The 22,232-nt window shown below is 70.9% G+C and carries 22 protein-coding genes; 10 read left to right on the forward strand and 12 right to left on the reverse strand.

All coding sequences use genetic code 11. The annotated features are described in order from the left end of the window. Positions 1-169: 169 nt before the first annotated feature. Complete coding sequence (locus tag AB0B64_RS33590) at positions 170-688, forward strand: hypothetical protein (RefSeq protein WP_358182247.1); 519 nt, start codon at positions 170-172, stop codon at positions 686-688. Between the two features lie 92 nt (positions 689-780). On the opposite strand, the gene AB0B64_RS33595 is transcribed toward AB0B64_RS33590, so the two are convergent. Further along, positions 781-2,187 carry an APC family permease gene (locus AB0B64_RS33595; protein ID WP_357957257.1) on the reverse strand — a complete coding sequence of 469 codons (1,407 nt, stop codon included), beginning with the start codon at positions 2,185-2,187 and terminating at the stop codon, positions 781-783. A gap of 120 nt (positions 2,188-2,307) precedes the next feature. Then, positions 2,308-2,862, reverse strand: a complete 555-nt coding sequence (locus tag AB0B64_RS33600; RefSeq protein ID WP_358182250.1) for a GNAT family N-acetyltransferase — start codon at positions 2,860-2,862, stop codon at positions 2,308-2,310. Positions 2,863-3,067: 205 nt separating this feature from the next. On the opposite strand from AB0B64_RS33600, the gene AB0B64_RS33605 reads away from it, so the two are divergent. From AB0B64_RS33605 to AB0B64_RS33615, 3 genes are all read left to right on the forward strand, one after another. Then, a complete protein-coding gene (locus AB0B64_RS33605; RefSeq protein WP_358182253.1) occupies positions 3,068-3,532 on the forward strand; it encodes a hypothetical protein in 465 nt (154 codons plus the stop codon). Then, a complete protein-coding gene (locus tag AB0B64_RS33610) occupies positions 3,460-3,846 on the forward strand; it encodes a hypothetical protein (RefSeq protein WP_358182256.1) in 387 nt (128 codons plus the stop codon). Before AB0B64_RS33605 ends, AB0B64_RS33610 begins: the two co-directional genes overlap by 73 nt. Before the next feature lie 361 nt (positions 3,847-4,207). Then, entirely contained in the window at positions 4,208-8,197 is a 3,990-nt protein-coding gene (locus AB0B64_RS33615; RefSeq protein ID WP_358182259.1) for a hypothetical protein, read from the forward strand. 4 nt (positions 8,198-8,201) lie between these two features. Here the strand turns inward: AB0B64_RS33615 and AB0B64_RS33620 are convergent, their stop codons facing one another. From AB0B64_RS33620 to AB0B64_RS33630, 3 genes are all read right to left on the reverse strand, one after another. Further along, on the reverse strand, positions 8,202-9,431 hold the full coding sequence (locus AB0B64_RS33620) for an alpha/beta fold hydrolase (protein ID WP_358182262.1): 1,230 nt from the start codon (positions 9,429-9,431) through the stop codon (positions 8,202-8,204). Between the two features lie 105 nt (positions 9,432-9,536). Next, complete coding sequence (locus AB0B64_RS33625; RefSeq protein WP_357957247.1) at positions 9,537-9,815, reverse strand: hypothetical protein; 279 nt, start codon at positions 9,813-9,815, stop codon at positions 9,537-9,539. Between the two features lie 29 nt (positions 9,816-9,844). Further along, positions 9,845-11,608 carry a glycoside hydrolase family 75 protein gene (locus AB0B64_RS33630; RefSeq protein WP_357957245.1) on the reverse strand — a complete coding sequence of 588 codons (1,764 nt, stop codon included), beginning with the start codon at positions 11,606-11,608 and terminating at the stop codon, positions 9,845-9,847. A 159-nt stretch (positions 11,609-11,767) separates the two neighbouring features. Between AB0B64_RS33630 and AB0B64_RS33635 the strand changes: the two genes are divergently transcribed. After that, entirely contained in the window at positions 11,768-12,748 is a 981-nt protein-coding gene (locus AB0B64_RS33635) for an acetylxylan esterase (RefSeq protein ID WP_358182265.1), read from the forward strand. 114 nt (positions 12,749-12,862) lie between these two features. Here AB0B64_RS33635 and AB0B64_RS33640 read toward each other — a convergent pair whose 3' ends face one another. Next, positions 12,863-13,150 (reverse strand): iron-sulfur cluster biosynthesis family protein, encoded by a 288-nt coding sequence (locus AB0B64_RS33640; protein ID WP_357957242.1) that lies wholly within the window; start codon positions 13,148-13,150, stop codon positions 12,863-12,865. Between the two features lie 123 nt (positions 13,151-13,273). On the opposite strand from AB0B64_RS33640, the gene fxlM reads away from it, so the two are divergent. The 3 genes from fxlM to AB0B64_RS33655 are packed head-to-tail and all read left to right on the forward strand — an operon-like array spanning position 13,274 to position 15,528. Further along, positions 13,274-14,431: a methyltransferase, FxLD system gene (gene fxlM, locus AB0B64_RS33645; protein WP_357957240.1), complete on the forward strand. Its 1,158-nt coding sequence runs from the start codon at positions 13,274-13,276 to the stop codon at positions 14,429-14,431. 27 nt (positions 14,432-14,458) lie between these two features. After that, the gene (locus tag AB0B64_RS33650) at positions 14,459-15,055 is read left to right on the forward strand and encodes a TetR/AcrR family transcriptional regulator (RefSeq protein ID WP_357957238.1); all 597 of its coding nucleotides are present in this window, start codon (positions 14,459-14,461) and stop codon (positions 15,053-15,055) included. Further along, positions 15,052-15,528, forward strand: a complete 477-nt coding sequence (locus AB0B64_RS33655; RefSeq protein ID WP_358182268.1) for a DUF6653 family protein — start codon at positions 15,052-15,054, stop codon at positions 15,526-15,528. The genes AB0B64_RS33650 and AB0B64_RS33655 overlap by 4 nt, the downstream gene beginning before the upstream one ends. 14 nt (positions 15,529-15,542) lie before the next feature. Here the strand turns inward: AB0B64_RS33655 and AB0B64_RS33660 are convergent, their stop codons facing one another. The 3 genes from AB0B64_RS33660 to kduI are packed head-to-tail and all read right to left on the reverse strand — an operon-like array spanning position 15,543 to position 17,866. Continuing rightward, positions 15,543-16,310 (reverse strand): IclR family transcriptional regulator, encoded by a 768-nt coding sequence (locus AB0B64_RS33660; protein ID WP_357957234.1) that lies wholly within the window; start codon positions 16,308-16,310, stop codon positions 15,543-15,545. A gap of 14 nt (positions 16,311-16,324) precedes the next feature. Further along, positions 16,325-17,056 (reverse strand): SDR family oxidoreductase, encoded by a 732-nt coding sequence (locus AB0B64_RS33665; protein WP_358182271.1) that lies wholly within the window; start codon positions 17,054-17,056, stop codon positions 16,325-16,327. A gap of 3 nt (positions 17,057-17,059) precedes the next feature. Beyond that, positions 17,060-17,866 carry a 5-dehydro-4-deoxy-D-glucuronate isomerase gene (kduI, locus tag AB0B64_RS33670; protein ID WP_358182274.1) on the reverse strand — a complete coding sequence of 269 codons (807 nt, stop codon included), beginning with the start codon at positions 17,864-17,866 and terminating at the stop codon, positions 17,060-17,062. Positions 17,867-17,953: 87 nt separating this feature from the next. Here kduI and AB0B64_RS33675 point away from each other — a divergent pair, with 87 nt between their 5' ends. Beyond that, positions 17,954-19,600 carry an L-lactate permease gene (locus AB0B64_RS33675; RefSeq protein WP_358182277.1) on the forward strand — a complete coding sequence of 549 codons (1,647 nt, stop codon included), beginning with the start codon at positions 17,954-17,956 and terminating at the stop codon, positions 19,598-19,600. A gap of 48 nt (positions 19,601-19,648) precedes the next feature. Here AB0B64_RS33675 and AB0B64_RS33680 read toward each other — a convergent pair whose 3' ends face one another. Beyond that, positions 19,649-20,296 (reverse strand): copper resistance protein CopC, encoded by a 648-nt coding sequence (locus tag AB0B64_RS33680; protein WP_358182280.1) that lies wholly within the window; start codon positions 20,294-20,296, stop codon positions 19,649-19,651. After that, complete coding sequence (locus AB0B64_RS33685; protein ID WP_358182283.1) at positions 20,275-20,841, reverse strand: hypothetical protein; 567 nt, start codon at positions 20,839-20,841, stop codon at positions 20,275-20,277. Before AB0B64_RS33685 ends, AB0B64_RS33680 begins: the two co-directional genes overlap by 22 nt. An 85-nt stretch (positions 20,842-20,926) precedes the next feature. Here AB0B64_RS33685 and AB0B64_RS33690 point away from each other — a divergent pair, with 85 nt between their 5' ends. Further along, positions 20,927-21,145, forward strand: coding sequence for a hypothetical protein (locus tag AB0B64_RS33690; RefSeq protein ID WP_357957222.1), 219 nt, complete (start codon positions 20,927-20,929; stop codon positions 21,143-21,145). A 3-nt stretch (positions 21,146-21,148) separates the two neighbouring features. Here the strand turns inward: AB0B64_RS33690 and AB0B64_RS33695 are convergent, their stop codons facing one another. Continuing rightward, the gene (locus AB0B64_RS33695) at positions 21,149-22,219 is read right to left on the reverse strand and encodes a PQQ-dependent sugar dehydrogenase (RefSeq protein WP_358182286.1); all 1,071 of its coding nucleotides are present in this window, start codon (positions 22,217-22,219) and stop codon (positions 21,149-21,151) included. Between the last annotated feature and the right edge of the window lie 13 nt (positions 22,220-22,232).

The raw sequence follows: 22,232 nt of genomic DNA on the forward strand, positions 1-22,232 counted from the left end.
AGGGTGCACCATGTGCGTGCCGGCGAAACGGTCGCGCAGGTAGACGGGGGCGTAGGTGTATGACCGGGAGGTGACAGCCGGCCAGTCCCGAAAAGCCTGCGCGTCGGACTCGGCGTCCTGCCCCAGCGCACCGGGCGCGCCAACGCGGAGGGCCGCGGCGGAGTAACCGGTGACGATCCGCCCCGTCTCGGCGTCCACCCACACCACCACGTCGGTACCGCCGTTCGTTACCGCGCTCCGCGGCGCCGGGGCGATCACCTCCGAAGGAGAGATGGTGGAGGAGGCCATGGCGGCCCGCAGGCTGGCCTGGGTCATCATGGCGAAGCGCAACCACGCCGGCAGCGGGCCCTCCTGCGACGGTGAAAGCTGCTCCACCACCAACGAGGGGCCGTACCAGACCGCGGCCGTCCGCGGCTACTACCTGACGCCGGGTACCCAGGTCACCGTCCAGGTCAAGCGCGCCTCGGATGACCGGGTGCTGTGGCAGGGCCGTACCACGGCGCAGGCGGGCGGCAACGGACCGTCCGGCAGTTACTCGCTCGACACGGGGCGGGTGCTGTGCGGTGGCAGTTCGTTCGCGCCGCCGCTCACCGCGTATGTGATGGTGCGCGGTGACGGCGGGCAGTGGTCGCCGCGTGTGCCGTACACGGCGGTCCGGCGACGACCACGCCCCGGTGGGTGGACCTGATAGCGGCAAGGTGCGCCGTACGCCCGATGAACGGCCAGGAGGCTGCCACGGCGAAAGCGAGCCTCGGCGATCCGTTGGCCGACCGGTTCAGATCACGCGGACCGGTTCACGCTTTCCTTTTGCCGGACGTACCAGGTGACGATCCACAGGACCAGGCCGATCGCCAGCAGTACACCCGCGATCTGGTACTGGCCGGCCGGACGCCCGGAGGACCATGGCAGCACCAGGTAGAGGCACGTGAACGTGCCCACCACGGGCAGGATTCGGCCCGCCTTGAAGTGCTTCTCGGGCACCCGGTCCTTGCGCAGGACGAGCACGGACAGGTTGACGAGCGCGAACACCGCGAGCAGGAGCAGCGACGTCGTCCCGCCCAGCAGGGCCACGACCGGGCTCTCCGGGTCCAGCGAGACGAAGGTGATAAGACCGCCCGCGATGGCGGTGGTGAACAGGATCGCCGCCTGCGGCGTGCGGCGCGTGGGGTGCACCTTCGACAGGAAGGCCGGCAGCACGCCCTGCCTGCCCAGCCCGTAGAGCAGCCGGCTGGCCATCAGCATGTTGATCAGCGCCGAGTTGGCGACGGCGAACATCGAGATGAACGGCAGCAGGTCGGCGATCGGGAAGCCGGGGGCCGCGGTCTGCACCACCAGCGACAGCGGGGTCTCGCTGTCGGCGAGCTTTCCGACGGGGACCACGGCGACGGCGCAGATGGAGACGAGCACGTAGATCAGACCCGTGATCCCGAGACCGGTGAGCATCATGCGGGGGAAGATCCGGGCCGGGTTCTTCGTCTCCTCCGCCATGTTGACCGAGTCCTCGAACCCGACCATCGCGAAGAACGCCAGCGAGGTGGCGGCGCTGACCGCCAGGAACACGCTCTTGTCCTCGGGGGTCTCGAAGGCGACGACGCGGGAGAAGTCCGCGTTCCCGCCGGAGATGAAGTACAGGCTGATCACGATGACGAGCAGCAGTCCCGAGAGCTCGATCGCGGTGAGCACAACGTTGATCTTGACGCTCTCGCCGACGCCGCGCAGGTTGACCGCCAGGACCAGGAGCATGAAACCCAGAGCGATCATCAGGATGACGCCGTTGCCGGCATCGAGCCCGAACCCGGTGCTGAGGTTCGCGGCGAAGGCCCGCGAGGCGGCGGAGGCTGAGGTGATGCCGGAGCACATCACGGCGAAGCACACCATGAAGGTCAGGATGTGCGTGCCGAACGCCTTGTGCACGTAGAGCGCGGCTCCGGCGGCCTGCGGATATTTGGTGACCAGCTCCAGGTACGAGCACGCCGTGATCAACGCGACGAAGAAGGCGATGGCGAAGGGCAGCCAGGCGGCGCCACCCACCTCGCCCGCGACCTGGCCGGTCAGCGCGTAGATGCCGGTTCCGAGAATGTCGCCGATGATGAACAGCAGCAACAGCCCCGGGCCCATCACCTGCTTCAGGCTGGGCTGCTCGCCGCTGTTCGTCGCGAGATGGCCGGGTGGACTGGTGTGTGCCACAGGGGGATTCCTTATCGTGCGGCCGCTGTAGTAGGTGATCACGTACCCCACCCGGCCCGCAGATACTCCGGCCCACGGCGGAGCCGGCGACGCCACGCTGGAGATGCCCCCATCACGGGCCTAGCGCTTCGGGCGGGCCGCCCAGTCTGATCTGAGCAGTTCGTACTCCACCTCGCCCTGGTCGGAGCCGTCGATGACGTCCGGCCAGTCCTGGAAGAACGTCCGTACGAAGCGCAGCCCGCACTTCTCCATCACCCGCCGGGAGCCGCGGTTCACCGTCATCGTCTGGGCGAAGATCCGGCGGGTGCCCAGCTCGGCGAACGCCTTGTCGATGAGGGCCCGCGAGCCCTCCGTCGCGTAGCCCTTGCCCCAGCACGACTTGTGCAGCCGGTAGCCCAGTTCGAGCTCGTCCTCGGGGCCGTCCTTGGGGGGCCGCAGGTGGAACCAGCCCAGGAACTCGCCCGTCTCCCGCTCGACGGCGGCGAAGAAGTGGCCACTGCTGATGAAGACGGGCAGCGTCTCGCCGACGATCACCTCGCGCGGGGTGGCCTTCCCGCCGTTGAGGTATCGCATCACCTCGGGGTCGTTGTGCAGCTCGACGAGGCGCTCGGCGTCGGCCTCGGTGAAGCGGCGCAGGGTCAGGCGATCGGTCTCCAGGTACATGTGCACGCGCATACGCTAGCCACCGGGGCCGCGGTCCCTCGACCGGTTTTCCGGGTGATTGAGGCCCGCCTGCTCGGAAGCGGCGCAGCAGGCCAGGTCTACATCTCGGCCGCGGACGGCTGCGACGACGGCCACCGCGCCGTCCGAGCGGACCTCCCCCGAACCGATAGCGTGTGATCACAGTTGCGATGAAGCCGCTACGCGATGGGATGATCACATGGCTCGTGACGGATTCGCCTTCGAGAAGGGCGGCTTCGCGAACGCGAAGATGAGCCTGGAAGCGGCGGCGGAAGATCTGGGCTCGAAATATCACGCGGGAAATGAGGTCTCGCTCGGCATGTTCGCCCTGAGCGCGGCGTGTGAGTGGCCTGCCCGGCACGAGTACATGAACACCTGGGAAGACCTCAAGCAGGAGTTCCGCCACGGTAAAAACGAGGCCACAACCCTGGCCGGCCTGCTGAAGAAGACCGAGGACGGCTACAGCACGGCTGAGAGCGAGAACGCCCGCACGGTGCTCGCCGCCGTGGCCGAATCCCAGGAGGCGAAGCCCACCGACGTTCCCGAACCCTACTACGACCATGATCCCTATAGTTTGGACACGCCCTTTCCGTGGTCGTTCACCGGTGGTGCGAGCGTGGCGGCGACGGGCTGGTCGAGTTCATCGCCGCGGGCAACCATCTGACCGAGAGAACACGCCGGCTGTCCGCCGCGCTGTCCGATACGGTCCAGGACCTCGACCGGATCCACCAGATCGCGCTGGCATTCTCCGCCGTCAGCCTGGGCGCCATCGCGGGCGCCGGAATCGCGGCCCGGATCAACCCCGCCTTGCGCCCCGTCACCGAGTTCCTCGGCACGCGGCTGGCCATGGTGATCCTTTCCTGCGCGCAGTTCGCGCCGGCGGTGGCCGCGGGAGCGCTCGCCTGGTACCGGATGGCCGACGCCAGCCGGCCGACCACCATCGGGGGCCGCGAGATCACCGGGTTCAGGCGTCCCTGAGCCACGCGTAACCGGCACCGGCCCGCTCCCGGCACAGCCCGCTCACCGAACGTCTCGCTCGCCGAACGACCTACTCCCCGAACGGCCCGCTCACCGAATAGCGCGTGAGCGGGCCTTCGTCGCCCTGGCCGCTTTCCTTGCCCACTCGCCCGTTTTCCGGTTATGCCAGGTCGTGCCAGAACATCCGTCCGGACATTTGCCGAGGTTGGGGTCCCATGTCGGATCCGATTTGACGGTGAGTGATGAAGTGTGGTCGTCTCGTGACTTATGTTTCTGATGGGATGATTGAGACCGCTTCGGGGGTAACTGTTCCGTGCGGTATCCATGGCACGCCCTGGGGCGCGTGCTCGTTTCCGCTTCCATGATCAGCGCGACCCTGGCGGTCGTGCCCGTCACCGCGCACGCGGCAGCGCCGTCGTACGAACGGCCGTACAGCAAAGAACGGCCGCAGGACGAACAGGTGGCCAAGCCCAAGATCCGCCCGGTGCCCGCCGTACGGCAGCCGGCGCCCGCGGCCGTGAACGTGCCGATGGAGGCGTCGCCGGCCCGCAGGGACGCGGGCTCGGAGGCCGTCGGCCCGCAGGCGCCGGAGGTGACGACGCCCGCCGGCCCGGCGCTCGTCAACGAGATCACCGCCGAGGCGGCCAAGCGCGTCGGCGCGTCGCGGCCCGATCCCAAGCGGCTGCTGCCCGACACCGGTCAGGCGGCCACGCTGGCGGTGAAGAATCCGGTCGCCGGGCTGTTCGACCGGCTCGCTGCCCAGAAGGTCGTCTCCGCGCTGACCTACCGGCTCTGTGTGGAGAGCGAGGCCGTACCGGTCTCCTGCTCGGTCACCCGCCCGGTGGGCGTGCCCGCCGCCGCCGACGTGACCGGGGACAGCATGCCGGACCTGGCCGCCGACCTGGTGCCCACGGCCAGTCCCAAGGACTCCTCCGTCGGGCTCGGCTTCGCGGTCAGGCGGCTGCCCGGCGCCGAGACGAACCTCAAGGCGCAGGTCTGGGCGGAGTACGACGGCCGGGTGTCGGTCGGTTTCGACGGGCTGCACCGGGGCGGTTCGCTGTCCGGCGCCGACTGGGGCACCTTCACCGTCGACCTCACGGGCAAGCGGGTGAAGGCGAGCGTCGACCGTACCGATCCCGGAGCCTCTGCCGCGATCGTGGCCGGGCTGACCGGCCGCAGCGTGGTGAGCCTGCGGCAGACGCCCGCCACCGAGAAGCTCGCGGTCGACGTGGACCTCGACTCGACCGCCCTGGACGTCACCAGTTCGGCCGCCGCCAAGCTGGAAGCGCTGGCCGTCAGCGGCAGTCGCTACACCAAGGCGACGCTGGACAAGATGCCGACCAAGGCCAAGATCGGGCTGACCCGGGACAAGGACGGCGCCCGGCTCCGCTTCAGCAGCACGACCTCGATCCGCCACGCCGAGCTGCACAACTACGTCTACGCCGACGGCGCTCTCGCCCGGGCGGCGAGCGTCGAGGTGCGCGGCGCCCCGCCGTCTATGACCGCCGCTTACACCGCCACGAACGGCAAGCAGATCCTGACCGTCGACTCGGGCCACCCGCGGGCCGGGTCGGCCAAGCTGCTCTACTTCGACCGGGCCGCCGCCAAGACCGTCCTGCGGGCCGAACTCAGCGGGCTGCCCGCCAAGGTACGCCTGGTGAACGACCTGGCCGAGCACCGCGTGACGCACACCACCAGCTCGAAGATCGGCAGGTTCGCGGTCGTGCTGCAGCGCGACGGCGGCGCCGTCTCCAGCCCGCGCGGCAGCCACGTCACGATGATCAAGAACGGTGACGCCGTCGGCGTGTCCGGGCTGCTGACCGGCCTGTCCGGATTCGACGTCACGTACGGCGCCGCCCCCCACGCCCAGCTGGAGGTCGGCGCCAGTGGCCGGTCCTTCCTCGGCGCGGCCAGCATCGACGGCACCCGCCTGGCCAGGCTGGAGATCTCCAACACGCCCGCCAAGGTCGACGTGACCCTCGACCCGGCCGCGCGCAAGGCCGTCTACCAGGCCAGCGGCGTGATCGACAAGATCAGGGCGGCCTACACCGACACCCGGTCGGGGCCCACGATCGACGGCACCATCCAGGGCGTGCACGACGACGTCAAGGCCGGCTGGGAGCTGGGGGAGCGCTCGACGGTCAACATCGCCTCCTCCTCCACACTGGCCAAGGCGCGCATCTACGCCAACAAGGCGTACGTCACCAAGCCCCAGGGCGAGGACGTCCAGGCCGAGGTGTCGGGGGTGCGCAAGCACGTCCAGCTGGTGGCTGACACCGCCGCCAAGACCCTGACCTGGACCTCGGACGGCCCGGTGCGCTCGGTCTCCGCGCTGGCCCGCGCGAACGTACAGGGCCGCTACATCACCGCCGCCGCCGAGGTGAGCGGCGTGCCCGCCCGCTTCGACGCCTCCTGGAGCGGCGCGGCCTACCGCTTCCGCGGGCTGTCGGGCCCGGTGGGCTCGGCGGCCGTGGCGTTCGCCAACCACGACGGCGCCAAGGTGCCCGCCGGGCCGCACCTGTCGGCCCACTACGACGAGGCCACCGGCGACCTCGACGCGAGCGTGCGGGTCAAGGGCCTGCGCACGGTCGAATTCAGCCCGGGGGACCAGGGCTTCACCGCCGACTTCAAGGCGGCCCGGCAGACCCTCGCCCTCGACACCGACGTCACCCGGGGCGACCTGCGCTTCGGCCTGCTCGGCAGGCTCGGCCCGCTGCCCGGCCGCCTGGCGGTCTCGGCGGCCGGGGGCGCGCTCACGTACTCGGGGTCCCGGCTCGATGTGACGGCCCGCGCCTGGCTCGGCAAGGCGGGCGCGCTCAAGAACATGGCGGCCGCACCGGCCGTGCCCGGCGGCATCTCGCTGGTGGACGGCGGCTGCGTCGCCGGGTCCGCCGGGTGCGGGCAGGGCGCCTTCTGTACGGAGCGCGGCTGCTTCGGCGTCCAGGGCTACCTCGACGTGTCCGGCCTGCCGGACCAGGTCACGGTGGATCTGGCGAAGAAGGCGTTCACGTTCGCCGGATTCACGCCCAAGCGCCGCTCGCTGGGCGTCTACCTGGCCAGTACGATCCTGGCGCCAGTGCCGATCAAGGCGCGGGCCACGCTCACCGGACTGCCCTCCAAGATCACCAGCATGTCCGTCGGCCCGTTCGACGTGACGCAGGGCAACGCCGTACAGGCGAACTACCGGATCGAGCCCGCCGCGACGCTGGGCTCGCTCGACCTGCTGGCCGAGGCGGGCACCCTGCGCGGTCACGTGGCCATCGACCCGGTCCCGGCCGCCGTCGCCGTACAGGGCAGCTATGGCGCGCAGACCCGCATCCGCGTCACGAACTCCGCGGCCGTCAAGCGCCTCAGCGCGAAGGTCACCGTGGACGGGGCGGGCACCGGCGAGCTGCGCTTCGGCGACGTGCCGGCCCGATTCGGCGTGGACGCGGACGCCTCCGGCGCGAACCTGCGCGTACCCACGCTCACCTACAAGGCGCTGGGCGGCGTCAACACGCTCGACGGCCACCTCGGCGTGGAAGGCGGGCTGATCGACCGGACGGGGCGGCTCGGCGACGTGTCGCTCGACGTCACCGACCTGGCCGCCGACACCACCGTACGGCTGAACCCGGACCAGTCGCTCGACCTGGTGTCCCGGCCGGTGCCGACAGGACGGGTCCAGGTGCGCGGCGGGCTGACCGTCGACCCGGTCGCGCGGCAGCGCATCGCGGTCAGCAAGGAGATCCCGTACACCACCGGCTTCCTCTCCTACCAGGTCGGCGGCGATTTCGGGCTCGGCAAGAGCACGATCAAGGACCTGTCGCTGGACATCCGCCGCATGGCGTGGCTGCGGATCAGACCGGGCAAGATCCCGTTCGGGATGAAGGCGCCGCCCGCGCTGGGCTACATCGCCCCCGGCTTCGAGGGGAACTATGAGCGCCTCGCCCTCGCCGCGAGCGGGGTGAGCCTGCGCCCCGACGTCAACGTGAACGTCAAGCTGAGCCGCAAGCTCGGCAACGACATCTTCCGCGACACGGTCCGCATCGGCCCGGTGACCTCGCTCGCCCTGCGCCGCTACGACCAGCGGATGCGCCGCATCGGCGCCAAGCAGGCGATCAGCGCGGTGGGCGTGCAGCTGGCCTGCCTGACCGTCGACGCCAAGCCGGGCTTCGCCGCGAACGGCACGAACTCGATCACGCTGCGCGGCGCGGACGGCCCGCAGATGGTGTCGCTGCTCGACCCCGGCGGCCAGGTGCCCGACTACGCGGTGGACCTGCTGACGCACTTCATGTCCCCGTTCCCCGGCGCCGAGTGGAAGGTGGCGGGGACCAAGGTCGGGCGTTGCGCCACGGGCACCCCCAAAACCTGAGCCGTCAGCGGGGGCCCAGGTAGCCGGGTGGCGGGCCCCCGCCGTCGTAGGTCCGCACCGGGCGGCCGGCCAGGAAGGCGCGCAGGACGTTCAGGTAAGGCTTGCCCCGGTACGAGCCGGTCGCCACGTAGGCGAGCTCGGCCCGGGGGAGGGCAGCGCGGTAGTCGGCGGCGGCCGACCAGGTCCGCCGGTCGTGGACGCCCTTGACGATCAGGGCGGGCGCGGTCGAGGCCGCCAGGCCCCGGCGCAGGCCGTCCGGGGCGGCGCGCTGGGCCAGGCCGGCGTAGCCGCTGCCGTAGGCGGCCTCCACCTCGCGGTCTCCGGCGAAGGCGTGCGCGGCCTGGGGGTCGGCCCGCAGGAGCGTGTAGACCGCGAGGAGCCGCGGCGACGGCGGGCGGCTGAGGCCGAGGAGGGAGGCCGCCTCCGAGGCCAAGGGGGAGGTCGTCTCCGGAGGGCCGACGGGTGTCGCCGAGGGGTTGAGCGGCAAGGGGGAGGCGGCCTCCTGGCCGTCGAGCGGGGCCGGGGAGGTGAGGACGGCCTTGGCCACCTGATCCGGGTGCTCCGCCAGGTAGGCGGCGGCCAGCCGGGCGCCGTAGTCGTGGCCGATCAGGATCAGCCGCCGGGCGCCGATCTCCTGCCGTATCGCCTCCAGGTCGGCCACGTCGCGAGGCAGGCCGTACCCTCGCGGGTCCGTCAGCCGCGCGGACCGGCCCGCGCCCAGCTGGTCGTAGGCGTACACGGTGTAGCCGTCGGCGCTCAGCCCGGCCAGGAACGCCGAGTCGCCCGCCAGGTCGGCCGTGCCCGGCCCGCCGTGCAGGAAGACCACCGGATCCGGCCGCGTGGCCCGCTTGGGCGTCAGCCGTACGTAGGCCAGCTCCGAGCCCGTCGCCAGACGCCATTCTCGCTGCCCGGCCACGGCGGGCGGCGGCGCGGAGGCGTCCGGCGGGGCGTGCAGGGTGGCGGCCGTGACCTGCCAGACCACGGCGGCCTCCACCGATAGGATGGCCAGGGCCCGCAGCCAGCGCCCCCAGACCGGGCGCGGTCTCGGCACGCACAGCAGCAGGCCGAGGAAGAACACCGACGCGAACACCGCGAGCCCCGTGACGGCGAAGACGTCCGGCGGGGCGCCGATCGTCGCCATGCCGGCCAGCGCCGCCAGGCCCGCGATCGGCGAGAGCGCCAGGATCGCGAGCCCGGTCAGCAGCCGACCGGCCCGTCTGGTTAGAGCACGCACAGGGCGAAACTAGCCCAAACCACCCGTACGGGCGACCGAAACCGCCAACAGCGCCCCATGTTCCTGGCCCACGTCGCAGGCCAGGAGGGCGGCGAGTGGTCCAGGTCAGGTGAGCGAGTCGCCCAGCCGGAGCCGGAGGTGGCCGTCGCGTGGCGCCATCTCCCGCACCGTCCACAGCCGCTCCTGCACGACGGTGCCCCGGCCGGTCACGTACCCGCCCACCCGGAGCACCGGCCGCCCGGTGTCGTCGGTCAGGAGCCGCGCCCGCGACTCCGCGTCGTCGTCGCCGAACACCAGCAGGAAGTCGACCGGATCGGCCGGCGCGTCAAGGATGAGGCCGGGGGAGAGGTGGGTTTCCGGGATCCTGATCACGTGATAGTTCACCCGGACTCCTCTACCCCGGCCACGCGGTTTCAGTTGTTGTTGAGGAACTGCTGGGCGAGCGTCCTGCCCAGGTTGGTGGCCTGGGTGTGGTTCTCGATGGTCGAGACCTTGGTGCCCGAGCCGGTGAACACGATGTACGTGACGCCGCTGTCGGTGCCGCCGTTGCTCGGGTCGGGGTTGATGCCCAGGTCGGCGGCCGTACGGTAGGACGCCTCACCGATGATGCCCGTCGGTCCGGTATCACCCATGACGGCGTACTCCACTTGGCCGTTGTAGACGATCGCCACCACCGTCCCGCAGCCGATGCCCTTGGTCCGGTAGTCCCAGATGCTGCTGGCGCTGGGCACCACCATGTAGGCGAGCTGCGCGGCGTTGAGCGGCCCGCCGGAGCTGGTCTGGCAGAACGTCTCGTTCTGGAAGCAGCAGTCGGTGTCCTCGTTGCACTGCGTCGTGCGTACGCCGTCGCAGTCGATGTCCATGTCTCCCTTCCAGAACACCGCGCCGGTCTTCTCGCACACCGCCACCGTCGCCGTGCTGACGTCGGAGTCGGTCTTGTACTTGCCGTTGGAGATCTGGCTGCACGCCGTGACCTTGGCCAGCAGCTGGTCGGCCGTGGGCCCGGTGGTGCCGCCGGTGGCGGTGCCGGTGACCGTGGCGCTGTGGCCCGACTCGTTGCCCGCCGAGTCGACGGCGGTGACCGTGTAGCTGTGGGTGGAGCCGGAGGTCAGGCCGCTGATCGTGGCGCTGGCCGTCGGCGAGGTGGCCACGACGGTGGTGCCCTCGTAGACCTTGTAGCCGGTCACGCCGACGTTGTCCGTGGAGTCGTTCCAGGCCAGCGAGATGCTGCTGGCCGAGGTGCCGGTCACGCGGGGGCTGGCGGGCACGCTCGGCGCCTGGCCGTCCGGGCCGCCGGAGCCGCTGACCGACAGCCGGTCCACGTTCGGGCCGCCGTTGGCGGAGGTGCCGGTCGCGCGGATGGTGTTGACGCCGGCGTTCAGGGTGACGGTGACCTGGCCGTCGGCCCAGGTGTCCCAGTTGCCGGTGCCGGCGAAGTTCACTCCGGCGGCGGCCACGGTGCCGTTGACCGCGATGTCCATCGGCCGGGTGGCCGTGGTGCCGTTGGCGTAGCGGAAGGTCAGGGTGTGGGTGCCCGCGTCGGCCACGCTGACGCTCCACTCGATGTACCCGCCGACGGCGTTGACGTAGTCGACGAAGCCGGTGCCGGTGTAGCCGGTGTGGTTGGTCGCCACGCTGGCCTCCGACAGGGTGGCCGCCTCCGCCTGGTACTCGCTGGCGGGCGCGTCGGCGACCGTGGCCTCGAGGTAGTCGAGGTTCGGGTTGCCGCCCGCGTTCGTCGAGGTGACGCGGATCGTGTTGTCGCCCGCGTTCAGCGTCGCGGTGAGCGTGGAGGTGGCCCAGGTGTTCCAGTTGGCGGTGGTGCCGAAGGAGCGGCCGGCCGAGACGACCGTGCCGTTCACCGAGACGTCCGCGGTGCGCGCCGAGGTGGTGCCGTTGGAGTAGCGGATGGCCAGCGTCGCGGTGCCGGCCGCGGGGGCGTTGACCGTCCACTCGGTGTACGGGCCCACGACGTTGTCGCCGTTGACGAAGCCGGTGCCGGAGAAGCCGGTGTGGTTGGCCTCGACGACGCCCTGGACGACGGTGGCGTTCTCGGCCTCGTAGCGGACCGTGGCCGCCCGCGCGGGCAGAGCGGTCAGGGTGGCGGCCAGGAGGGTGAGGAGGGGGAGCAGGATCAGCGGGCGTAAGCGTAAGCGAGCCCGAGCTGGAGAGTGCACGGCTGGCCCTTCTGCCGAATTCGTTAGGAAGGCTTCCTAACAACTGGAGATGGGACCACTCCGTCAAAGCGCAGTCAACCCCGTAGAGGGGCCCAAATAGCGTGAACGCCAACAGATGCTATGAAATAGCTCCACCCTCTACGAAGGCTGGAGACCTACGTGGCCCTGTTCGACCTGCCGCTTGAGCAGCTCCGTTCCTACCTCCCCGACCGTGATGAGCCCGCCGATTTCGATGACTTCTGGACGCGCACGCTCGCGGAAGCACGCGAGTTCGACTCGGCTGCCGAGTTCACTCCCTACGACTTGCCACTCGCCTCGGTCGACGTGTACGACGTCTCCTTCGCGGGCTGGGGCGGACATCGGATCAATGGCTGGTTCCTCGTGCCGCGCGGTGTGGAGGGGCCGGTGCCGTGTGTGATGCACTACATCGGCTACAGCGGCGGCCGCGGTTTCCCGCATCACCACCTGACCTGGCCCGCCGCGGGTTACGCGGTGTTCGTGATGGAGACCCGGGGTCACGGCGGCGCCAACCCGGGCAGCCCCGGTGTGACCGGCGACCCGTACGGTGGCGACCACGCCCAGGCCCCCGGCATGATGACCCGCGGCATCCTCGACCCCGACCAGTACTACTACCGGCGGGTCTTCACCGACGCGGTCCGCGCGGTCGACGTGGCCGCCGCGCACCCGGCCGTGGACGCCTCGCGGATCGTCGCCTCGGGTGGCAGCCAGGGTGGCGGCATCGCGCAGGCGACCGCCGCGCTGCATCCGGCGATCAAGGCGGCGCTGATCGACGTGCCGTTCCTGACGCACTTCCGCCGGGCCGTGGAGATCACCGACCGGGATCCGTACCAGGAGATCGTCCGGTTCCTGTCCAGCCGGCGGGAGAGCGCCGACCAGGTGTTCCGCACGCTGTCGTACTTCGACGGCGTGAACTTCGCCGCCCGCGGGCAGGTGCCCGCGCTCTACTCGGTGGCGCTCATGGACCAGATCTGCCCGCCGTCCACGGTCTTCGCCGCCTACAACCACTGGCGTGGGCCGAAGGAGATCAGCGTCTGGCCGTGGAACGGCCACGAGGGCGGCGGCGGCTTCCAGAACGAGGAGCAGATCCGCTACCTGCACAAGCTGCTCGCCGGCGCCTGACCGATACAGCCTGACGAACCACTGGTCCGGTACGGCCCGACGAAAGGACGTACCGGACCGGCGGTGGTCCGTGTTTCAGTCGGCCCGGCCGCTCGCCAAGCCGATAAGGCCCATCTAGACGGGCTGGTCGGTCACCAGGAAGGACACAGAGCCCTGGTCGTCCGCTCCCGCGTCCAGAGACTTGTCCTCCAGCACGGTCGCGGCCACCGGGTCGAGATACACCCGCGCGCCCTCCGCCTCGACGACTTCGTCGGCCGGCTCCGGCGCGGTGGCCAGGGACAGGGTCAGCGAGCTCGAGCCCTCGCCCTGGGACGAGATGCGGATGCCGCTCTGCGCAGGCTCGGGCGCGGACGCGGTCAAGTCGCGAATCGCCTGGGCTGCGTTGTTTGTCAGGGTGAGCACTACGGCTCCTCCTCACGATCGACGTACATGAACTGCCTGCCCTTCCCCCATTCAGCCGGTCAAACCTTCTGACTCGAAATCTTTGCCAGGCATTCTTGCCCGCTCGCGGGAATCATGTCGGGTATGGAGTTCGACGAGTACCGCGAGGCCATGGTCGCCCAGCTGCTCGAGCGCGGGGAGGTGAGCGAGCGGGTCGCGGAGGCGTTCCGGCTGGTCCCGAGGCATCGGTTCCTGCCGGACTTCGACCCGGAGGCCGCCTACCGGGACGAGCCCATCGTCACCAAACGCGATGAGGAGGGCAGGCCGATCAGCTCCTCCTCGCAGCCCGCGATCATGGGCATCATGCTCGACCAGCTCGACGTCCGGCCCGGCCACCGGGTGCTGGAGATCGGCGCGGGCACCGGCTACAACGCCGCCCTGCTCGCGCACCTGGCCGGGCCGGAGGGGCGGGTGGTCAGCGTCGACATCGACGCCGACGTGGTCGCGGCGGCGCGGCTGCATCTCGACGCCGCCGCCTATCCCGAGGTGACCGTCGAGTGCGCCGACGGCGCGGCCGGCTTCCCCGCGGAGGCGCCGTACGACCGGGTGATCGCCACCGTCGGTGTGTGGGACCTGGCCCCGGCCTGGCTGGAGCAACTGGCGCCCGGCGGCCGGCTCGTGGTGCCGCTCGACCTGCGCGGCGTGCAGGTGTCCGTGGCCATGGAGCACGCCGGCGACCACTGGTCCAGCCGGTCGGTGGAGCCCTGCGGCTTCATGCGCATGCGCGGCCCCTCCGCCGGGCCCGAGGTCACGCTGATGCTGGACGGCGATGCCGATCTGGTGCTCACGCTGCCCGAGGCGCGCGAGGTGGGCGACGTCCTGGCGATGCTGGACGAGCCCTTCGCGGAAGTGGCCGTCGACGGTGTGGCGCCGCTGCCCCGCCTGTCGCTGATGGGCGGCGGGGTGGGCCTGTGGCTGGCGCTGCACGAGCCCCGCTGGGGGTCGTTGACCGGGCGGCTGCGGTGGGCCCCGGTGACCACCCAGGGCTACGGCATGACGGTGGGCATCGTCAGCGGGGACGGTCTGGCCGTACTGGCGGCCGAGGAGGAGCTGCGCGCCCGCGGGTACGGGCCCGGCGGGGCGGCGCTGGCGGCGGAGCTGATCGCGCACGTCCAGGCGTGGGACGCGGCGGGCCGCCCGGAAGCCTGCGACCTGCGCATCGACGCCTACCCCGGCCCGGCGCCGGAGGGCGCGGCCGTCATCGCCAAGCGGAACACCAGCCTGGTGCTAAGCTATGACTGAATATCCAGAGTAGTCATAGGGGCATAGATGGCCGTGGCGTTCACGGCGGACGACCGGGCGCGCATCACCGCGCGGCTGCTCGACACCGCCGAAGAGCTCTTCGCCGCCCAGGGGCTGAAGAAGACCTCGCTCGACGAGCTGGTCGCCCCCTCGGGCATCGCGAAAGGCAGTTTCTACGCGTTCTTCGAGTCGAAGGAGGAGCTCTACAAGGAGGTCATGGTCCGCCGGGCGCCGCTGATGGGCAAGCTGCTGGCCGCCGCGCTCGACCGGCCGCCCAGCGTGGAAGCGCTGGCCGGGCTCATGCGGAGCATGATCGAGGCGCTCACCACCGACCCGTTCTACCGGCGCCTGCTCACCCGCCCCGACGAGCTCGAGGCGGTGGCCCGCCGGGTCGGCCCCGAGGAGCTCGCCCGGGTCACCCCGCATCTGATGACGCCGCTGATCGACTACCTCGCCCAGGGGCAGAGCGCCGGCGTCATCGTCGCGGACGTCCCGCCGGAGGTGCTGATGGGCGTGCTGCGCACCGCGGGCCTGCTGGTGATCAACCGCGACAGATACGGACCCGACTTCGAGCAGGTGCTCGACGCCACCATCAACGCGCTGGCAAGGGGGCTCATCGCATGAGCTTGCTGAACAGATACGCGCAGGCCGCGGGCATGACCGACGAGGCGTGGAAGCGGCACGCCAACCCGTGGAGCGTCTGGACCAGATTCGCCGCGATCCCGCTGATGATGCTGGCCATCTGGAGCAGGACATGGATCGGCTGGTGGTCCCTGGTGCCGGTGGCCCTGGTCGTCGTCTGGCTGATCGTCAACCCGCACGCCTTCCCGGCGATCGAGCAGCCGACGAGCTGGACGGCCAAGGGCATCTACGGCGAGAAGATGTGGTTCCAGAACCGGTCGCTCGTGGCCGGCGATCATCGCAAGGTACAGCGCCTGCTCATCGCGGTGGGGCTGGCCGGGTTCGCGCTGCTGGCGTGGGGACTGGTCGCGCTGGAGGTGTGGCCCGCCGTCTTCGGCGCGACGCTGGTCGTGCTCGGCCAGCTCTGGCGCATCGACCGCCTCGGCCAGCTGTACGAGCGCCACAAGGCCGCTTAACCGGTTGGCAGCCTTTAACCGGTTGGCAGCTCCATCGGGGCGCCCAGGGTGCGGGAGACCTCGTGCGCGGTGGCCGCGACCAGCGGCCCGAGCTCCTCGGCGTCCGCCACCGACAGCTCGTGGGTCAGTGTCGAGATGCTCACCCCGGCCACCACGTGCCCCATGTGGTCGAAGACGGCCGCGGCGACGCAGCGGATGCCCGCCTCGTTCTCCTCGTCGTCGATCGCGAAGCCGCACTCCCGTATCCGGGCCAGGTGGCGGCGGAGCGCGGCCTGCGTGGTGATCGTGGCGGGTGTGCGCCTGGTCAGCCCGGTGCGGGTGGCGATGCCCGCCACCTCGTCGTCGGACATGGCCGCGAGCATCGCCTTGCCGATCGCGCTGGTGTGCAGCCACAGCGACATGCCGACGCGCGAGGGCATCTGGTAGGGTTTGCGGCCCTCCAGCTTGGCGGCGTAGACGGCCTCGTCGCCGTTGAGCACGGCCAGGTGCACGGTGTAGCCGGTCTGGTCGTGCAGGCGCTGCAGCACCGGCGAGGCCTGGCGTACGGGATCGAAGCGGGCCAGCATCCGGCCGGCCAGCGTGAGGATCTTGGGACCCGGCAGGTAGCCGCCGCCGCCGTCGGGCCGGGCGAAACCGTGCTCGGCCAGCGACTGCAGGATGCGGTGGGTCGTCGACTTGGGCAGACCCGTGGCCGTCGCGATCTTGGTGACGCTCTCGTGCTCGGCGAGGGCCTCCAACACCCAAAGCGCCTTGTCGATGGCGGTGCTCGGCCTGGGTTCCACCCGATCAAGCATACTCAGCGGGCCAGCCAGCCGCCGTCCACGACGAGCACGTGGCCGGTGACGTAGTCGGAGGCGCGCGAGGCGAGGAACACGGCCGCCCCCTCCAGGTCCGCGGGCTCGCCCCAGCGCCCGGCCGGGATCCGCGCCCTGATCTCCCGCTCGCGCCCCGAGTCCTCCCGCAGGGCCGTGGTGACGTCGGTGGCGATGTAGCCGGGGGCGATGGCGTTGACCTGGGCGCCCCGTGGCGCCCACTCGTTGGACAGCGCCTTGGTCAGCCCGGCCACCGCGTGCTTGGCCGCCGCGTAGGACGCCACGTTGATCCCGCCCTGGAACGACAGCAGCGACGCGATCGAGATGACCTTCGTGGCGCCGTGCTCCAGCAGCGCCTGGCTGAGCACGTACACGGCGTCCACGTCGACGGCCATCACCCGCCGCCAGTCGTCCAGGCTGGTCGAGCCCCGGCTGATCGTGCCCGCGTTGTTGACCAGGATGTCCACGTCGCCCTGGGCCAGCACCGGCTCCAGCGCGGGCCTGATCGCGGCCGGGTCGCCCAGGTCGAGCACGAGCTTGCGTACGTCTGCGCCGAGCGGCTTCACCTGGCGCTCGGTCTCGTCGAGGTCGTCGCGATGGCCGTGCAGGATGAGGTCGGCCCCGGCCCGCGCGAGGCCGACCGCGATGGCCCGGCCGATCCCCGACCGCGCCCCGGTGACCAGCGCCGTCCGGCCGGTGAGCGAGAACAGCTCCATCCGTCACCGCATCTCCGTGATCGCGACCTGGTCCATGTCGTCGAACGCCTGGTTCTCCCCGGCCATCGCCCACACGAACGCGTAGCTGCGCGTGCCGAACCCGCAGTGCACCGACCAGCTCGGCGAGATCACCGCCTGCTCGTTGGCCACGATCAGGTTGCGGGTCTCGTCGGGGCGGCCCATCAGGTGCACGACGCGCTCATCGCGCGGCAGGTCGAAGTACAGGTAGACCTCCGTGCGGCGGTCGTGGGTGTGGCACGGCATGGTGTTCCACATGCTGCCGGGCTCCAGCACGGTCACGCCCATGACGAGCTGGCAGCTGCGGATGCCGTCGAGGTGGATGTACTTGTAGATGGTCCGGTCGTTGGAGCCGTCGGCGCCGCCGAGCCGTACCGGATCAACGTCCTTCAGCCGCGCGTGCGTGGTCGGGAACGTCTCGTGCGCCGGGGCGGAGACCAGGTAGAACGTGCCGCGCTCGAACGTCACCTCGCGCGCGCCCCTGCCGACGTACAGGCAGTCCTTGGGGTCCAGCTCGTACGGCACGCCGTCGACCTCCACGGTGCCCGGCTCCCCGATGTTGATCACACCCAGCTCGCGGCGCTCCAGGAAGTGCTCCGACCGCAGCGGGTCGAACGCCCCCAGCCGGGCCTTCCTGCTCGGCCTGACCCCGGCGACGACCATCCGGTCCTGGTGGGTGTAGACACCGTCCACCTCCGGCCCGAACAGGCCCTCGACGAGGTAACGGGCGCGGAGTTCCGCGGTGCCGAAATGGCGGATCTGGTCGGGAGCGGTGGCATGCCGTATTTCCATCTCTTCCCTCCGGTTGTTCGGCGTCCTACGATCCTAGACACGGAACACTGTTCTATCCAATGGAACGCCTACCCCCGGAGGCGCGCGGTGTACCAGCAGAACTTCAACCCCACCGGCTCCCTATGGTTGTCCGCCCTTCTGGCCGCCCTGCCCCTGCTCGCGGTGCTGGTGCTGCTGGGCGTCTTCAAGTGGAAGGCGCACTGGGCGGGCATCTCCGGCCTGGTCGTCGGCTTCCTGATCGCGATCCTGCCCTTCGCGTACGGCATGCCGGTCACCCAGGCGCTCGACTCCGCCCTGTACGGCGCGGCCAGGGCGGTGCTGCTGATCCTGTGGATCACCTTCAACGCCATCTGGATCTACAAGATGACCGAGCGCAGCGGCCACTTCGCGGTGCTGCGCCGGGCCTTCCAGGGCATCAGCGACGACAAGCGGATCACCGCCATCGTCATCGCGTTCTCCTTCGGCGCGCTCATCGAGGCCCTGGCCGGCGGCGGCTCACCGATCGCCATCTGCGCGGTCATGCTCATCGCGCTCGGCTTCGAGCCGATGCGGGCCGCGGTCATCGCGCTCATCGCCAACACCGCGCCCGTCGCCTTCGGCGGCATGGGCAACCCGATCACCATCCTGGGCAGCGTCACCGAGCTGCCGCCCGAGCCGTTCGGCGCGATGGCGGGCCGGCAGACCGCGTTCATCGCGCTGCTCGTGCCGTTCATCCTGATCTTCGTCGCCGACGGGCGGCGCGGCCTGCGCCAGGCGTGGCCCGCCGCGCTGGTCGCCGGGCTCAGCTTCGGCGTCACGCAGATCCTCATGTCCCAGGTCAACTACCTGCTCACGGACATCGCGGCGGCCCTGGTCTCGGCGATCGTGCTGGTCGCGTTCGGCAAGATCTGGAAGCCGGCCGAGACGGTCGGGTTCACGCCGAGCCCGACGCCGATCGCGGGCGGGTCCGTGGACGATCCGGCGTTCGTCCGCACCCACGGCCGCCCCGGCGGCGACACCACCGGCGACAAGATCGCGGCCTTCGCCCCGTACGCGATCATCATCGCGCTGTTCTCCATCGCGCAGATCCCCGCGATCAAGACCTACCTCGCCGGCTTCACCGTCAAGCCCGCCTGGCCCGGGTTCGACATGGTGAACCCGGCGGGCAAGGCCGTGCCCGTCGTCTACGAGCTGCCGTGGGCCGCGCACCCGGGGACGCTGCTGTTCGTCTCCGGGCTGCTCACGCTCCTCGTGCTGCGGATCAGCCCGGCCTCGGCGCTGGCCACCTACGGGGCCACGATCCGGCAGTTCGGCTGGGCCATCGTCACCATCCTGTCGGTCTTCGCCCTGGCCTTCGTCATGCAGTTCTCGGGGCAGATCCAGACGCTCGGGCTGTTCCTGGCGGGCGCGGGCGCGTTCTTCGCCTTCCTGTCACCGCTCGTCGGCTGGTTCGGCGTCGCGATCACCGGTACGGACGCGGGCGCCAACGCCCTGTTCGCCAAGCTCCAGACCACCGCGGCGGGCCAGCTGAACATCCCGCCGGAGCTCTTCGGCGCGGCCAACAGCTCCGGCGGCGTCATGGGCAAGATGATCTCGCCCCAGAACCTGGCCATCGGCACGGCCGCGGTCGGCCTGGTGGGGGAGGAGGGCAACCTGTTCCGCCGGGTGATCGGCTGGAGCGCCGTGCTGCTGCTCATCCTCTGCGTGCTGGTGTTCCTGCAGTCGACGCCGGTGCTGGGCTGGATGGTGCCCTGACACCGGGTGGGTCGGCTATGGCCCCGCCGGTACGTCCGGCTGGTACGTCTACGGCCCCGCTGATACGTCCGGTTGCTCCGTCGGTGCGGTCGGCCGATCGGCTGGGCCGTCGGGGCTGTCAGGGCCGCTGGGGCCGCTGCTTCGTCTGGACAGCAGCCAGACCGCCAGGCCGGCCACCACCAGCGCGGCGAGTCCGCCCCAGAGCCAGCCCGGGATGCCCCCGCCCTGCGCCGCAGCGGCAGGTCGGGTGCTCTCCGCCGACGTGGCGGGTGCGGCCGAGGCGGCTTGGGTGGCGGACGCCGTCGTGCTAGCGGCGGCGCCCTTCACGGTGAAGGGGATCTCGCCCTCGATCGGGTGGCCGTCGGACGAGACCACCCGCCAGGCGATGACGTATGACCCGCCCGCCAGCTTGGTGGGCACGGCGGTCCGCACCTTGGGGCCGTCGGCCTGCGGCTCGCCGAGCTGGATCGTCTTGCCGCCGGCGGTGCGCAGCACCACCAGCGGGAAGCGGACGCGTGACGAGTACTCCAGCTCGATCGTCTGGACGCTGGAGACGGTGGCGTTCCTGGCCGGTGAGCTGCTCTTGAGGCTGTCGTGGGCGAGGGCGGCGGGCGCGGTGGCGGACAGGAACAGCCCGCACCCGATCACCGCCACCAGGGTTCTGCGAAGGAGCGTTAGGCGAAGAAGGAAAGGCAAGGTGGACTCCATAACGAGGGAAGTGTTGGCGATTCGGTGACTCCCCTCGTGGGAGGTCCTCTGCGTGGCTCCGCGGTCGCGATCTGGACCGTGATCGACGGCCTCAGCGGCGCCCGCGCCGGCGCCCGGCGTAGCGGAGCGAGGGCGGGAACCGGGCGAAGCGGGCGCGGCAGGGCGAGCCGGGGACGGCCCGCCAGACGCACCATGAGCCAGAACGCGCTCTCACCCCGATGCAGCCACCAGCCCGTCAGCACGGCGATCGTCAGGTGCGCCAGCGGCATGCCCACGGTCAGATGCGCGTGCCCGCTGCTGGGCGCGGTCACCCCGAACAGCTGATGCAGCACTGCCTGCGTGCCCACCGTGGCGCCGAACACCACCTCGGGGCCGCGCTCGTGCCCGCCCAGGCCGTACGCCAGGCCGAGCGCGCCCAGCCCGCCCAGGACCATGACGCCGGGCGCGACCGCCGCGCCGCCCGCGAAGGCATGCCCGGCCGCCGTCACGGCGGCACACACCACCGCGAAGACCAGAGCCCGGGCGAAGCGCATACGCCCATCCTCGCAGCCTTCAGGCACGGACAATCTACTTGCCGGACATATGTACGGCCGGAGGGGCGGTATCTACTGTGAGGGCATGTGCGATCTGAGTCAGCAGGAAAGTCGGGACCTCAGCGACACCCTGAGCAAGATCAACAGCCTGGCGGGGCAGGTGGAGACACACCGATCGAGCATCGAGCAGACCGCGTACATGGACCACGAGAACCTGGCCGCCCTCCTCTCCGATCTGGAGCGCCAGGTGGGCTCCGCGCGGGCCTGGGTGGTGGCCAAGCCCCAGGAGCACGCCGGACACTGACGCTCAGGGCGTGCCAGTGGGGGGAATGCGGATGATGCGGTCGTCCTGGGCCACCGGGGCGCCGCGCCCGTCACGGTTGCTCGTCGTCACCCACAGCCATCCGTCCGGCCCCACCGCGGCCGCGCGCAGCCGCCCGTAGGTGCCCCGCAGCTCGGCGACCGGGGTCCCGGCCCCGCCTGCGCTCGTCAGAGGGACGGTCCACAGCCGGGTCCCGCCCAAGGCGGCGGCGAACAGCGTGCCGTTGGCGTACGCGAGCCCGCTCGGCGACGCCTCGGCCGTCGACCACGTGACGATCGGGTCGCGGAAGGACGGGTTGCCGCAGACGCCCTCGCAGGTGGGCCAGCCGTAGTTGCCGCCGGCGACGATCCGGTTGATCTCGTCCCGGGTGTTCTGGCCGAACTCGCTGGCGTACATCCTGCCCTGCGCGTCCCAGGCCAGGCCCTGCACGTTGCGGTGGCCGTAGCTGTAGACCCGGGAGCCAGCGAAGGGATTGTCCGCCGGGACGCCGCCGCTCGGCGTCATACGCAGGATCTTGCCCGCCGGGGTGTTCAGGTTCTGTGCGTTGGCGGTGTTGCCGGCGTCGCCGGTGGACACGTACAGCTGTCCGTCGGGGCCGAAGGCGATGCGGCCACCGTTGTGGATGGAGGCCCGCGGCACGCCGGACAACAGGACGTTCTGGGTCTGCGGCGCGTTCAGCCGGAACCGTACCAGCCGGTTGTCGTTGCTCGTGGAGAAGTAGGCGTAGACCCACTGGTCCTGGGCGTACGTCGGCGACACGGCGATGCCGAGCAGCCCGCCCTCGCCGGAGGCGGCGACCCCGTTGACGGTCGCCACCCGAACCGGGGTCTGTCCCGGGCGTACCTGGAGAATCCTGGCGGTGCCGCGCTCGGAGACCAGCGCGCTGCCGTCGGGCAGGAAGGCCAGCCCCCACGGCACCTGCAGGCCGGTGGCGGACACCTGCGCCCGGGAGTAGTCGAAGCCGCCGATCGCCTGCGCGGCGGTGGGGCTCGTGACCACGAGCACCACGGCGGCCAAGAGAATCATGATCAGGGACGGGGTCGTTCGCGCGCGCATGGCGGGCTCCTTG

The sequence above is a fragment of the Nonomuraea sp. NPDC049129 genome (assembly GCF_040648495.1).
Taxonomy (GTDB): Bacteria; Actinomycetota; Actinomycetes; order Streptosporangiales; family Streptosporangiaceae; genus Nonomuraea.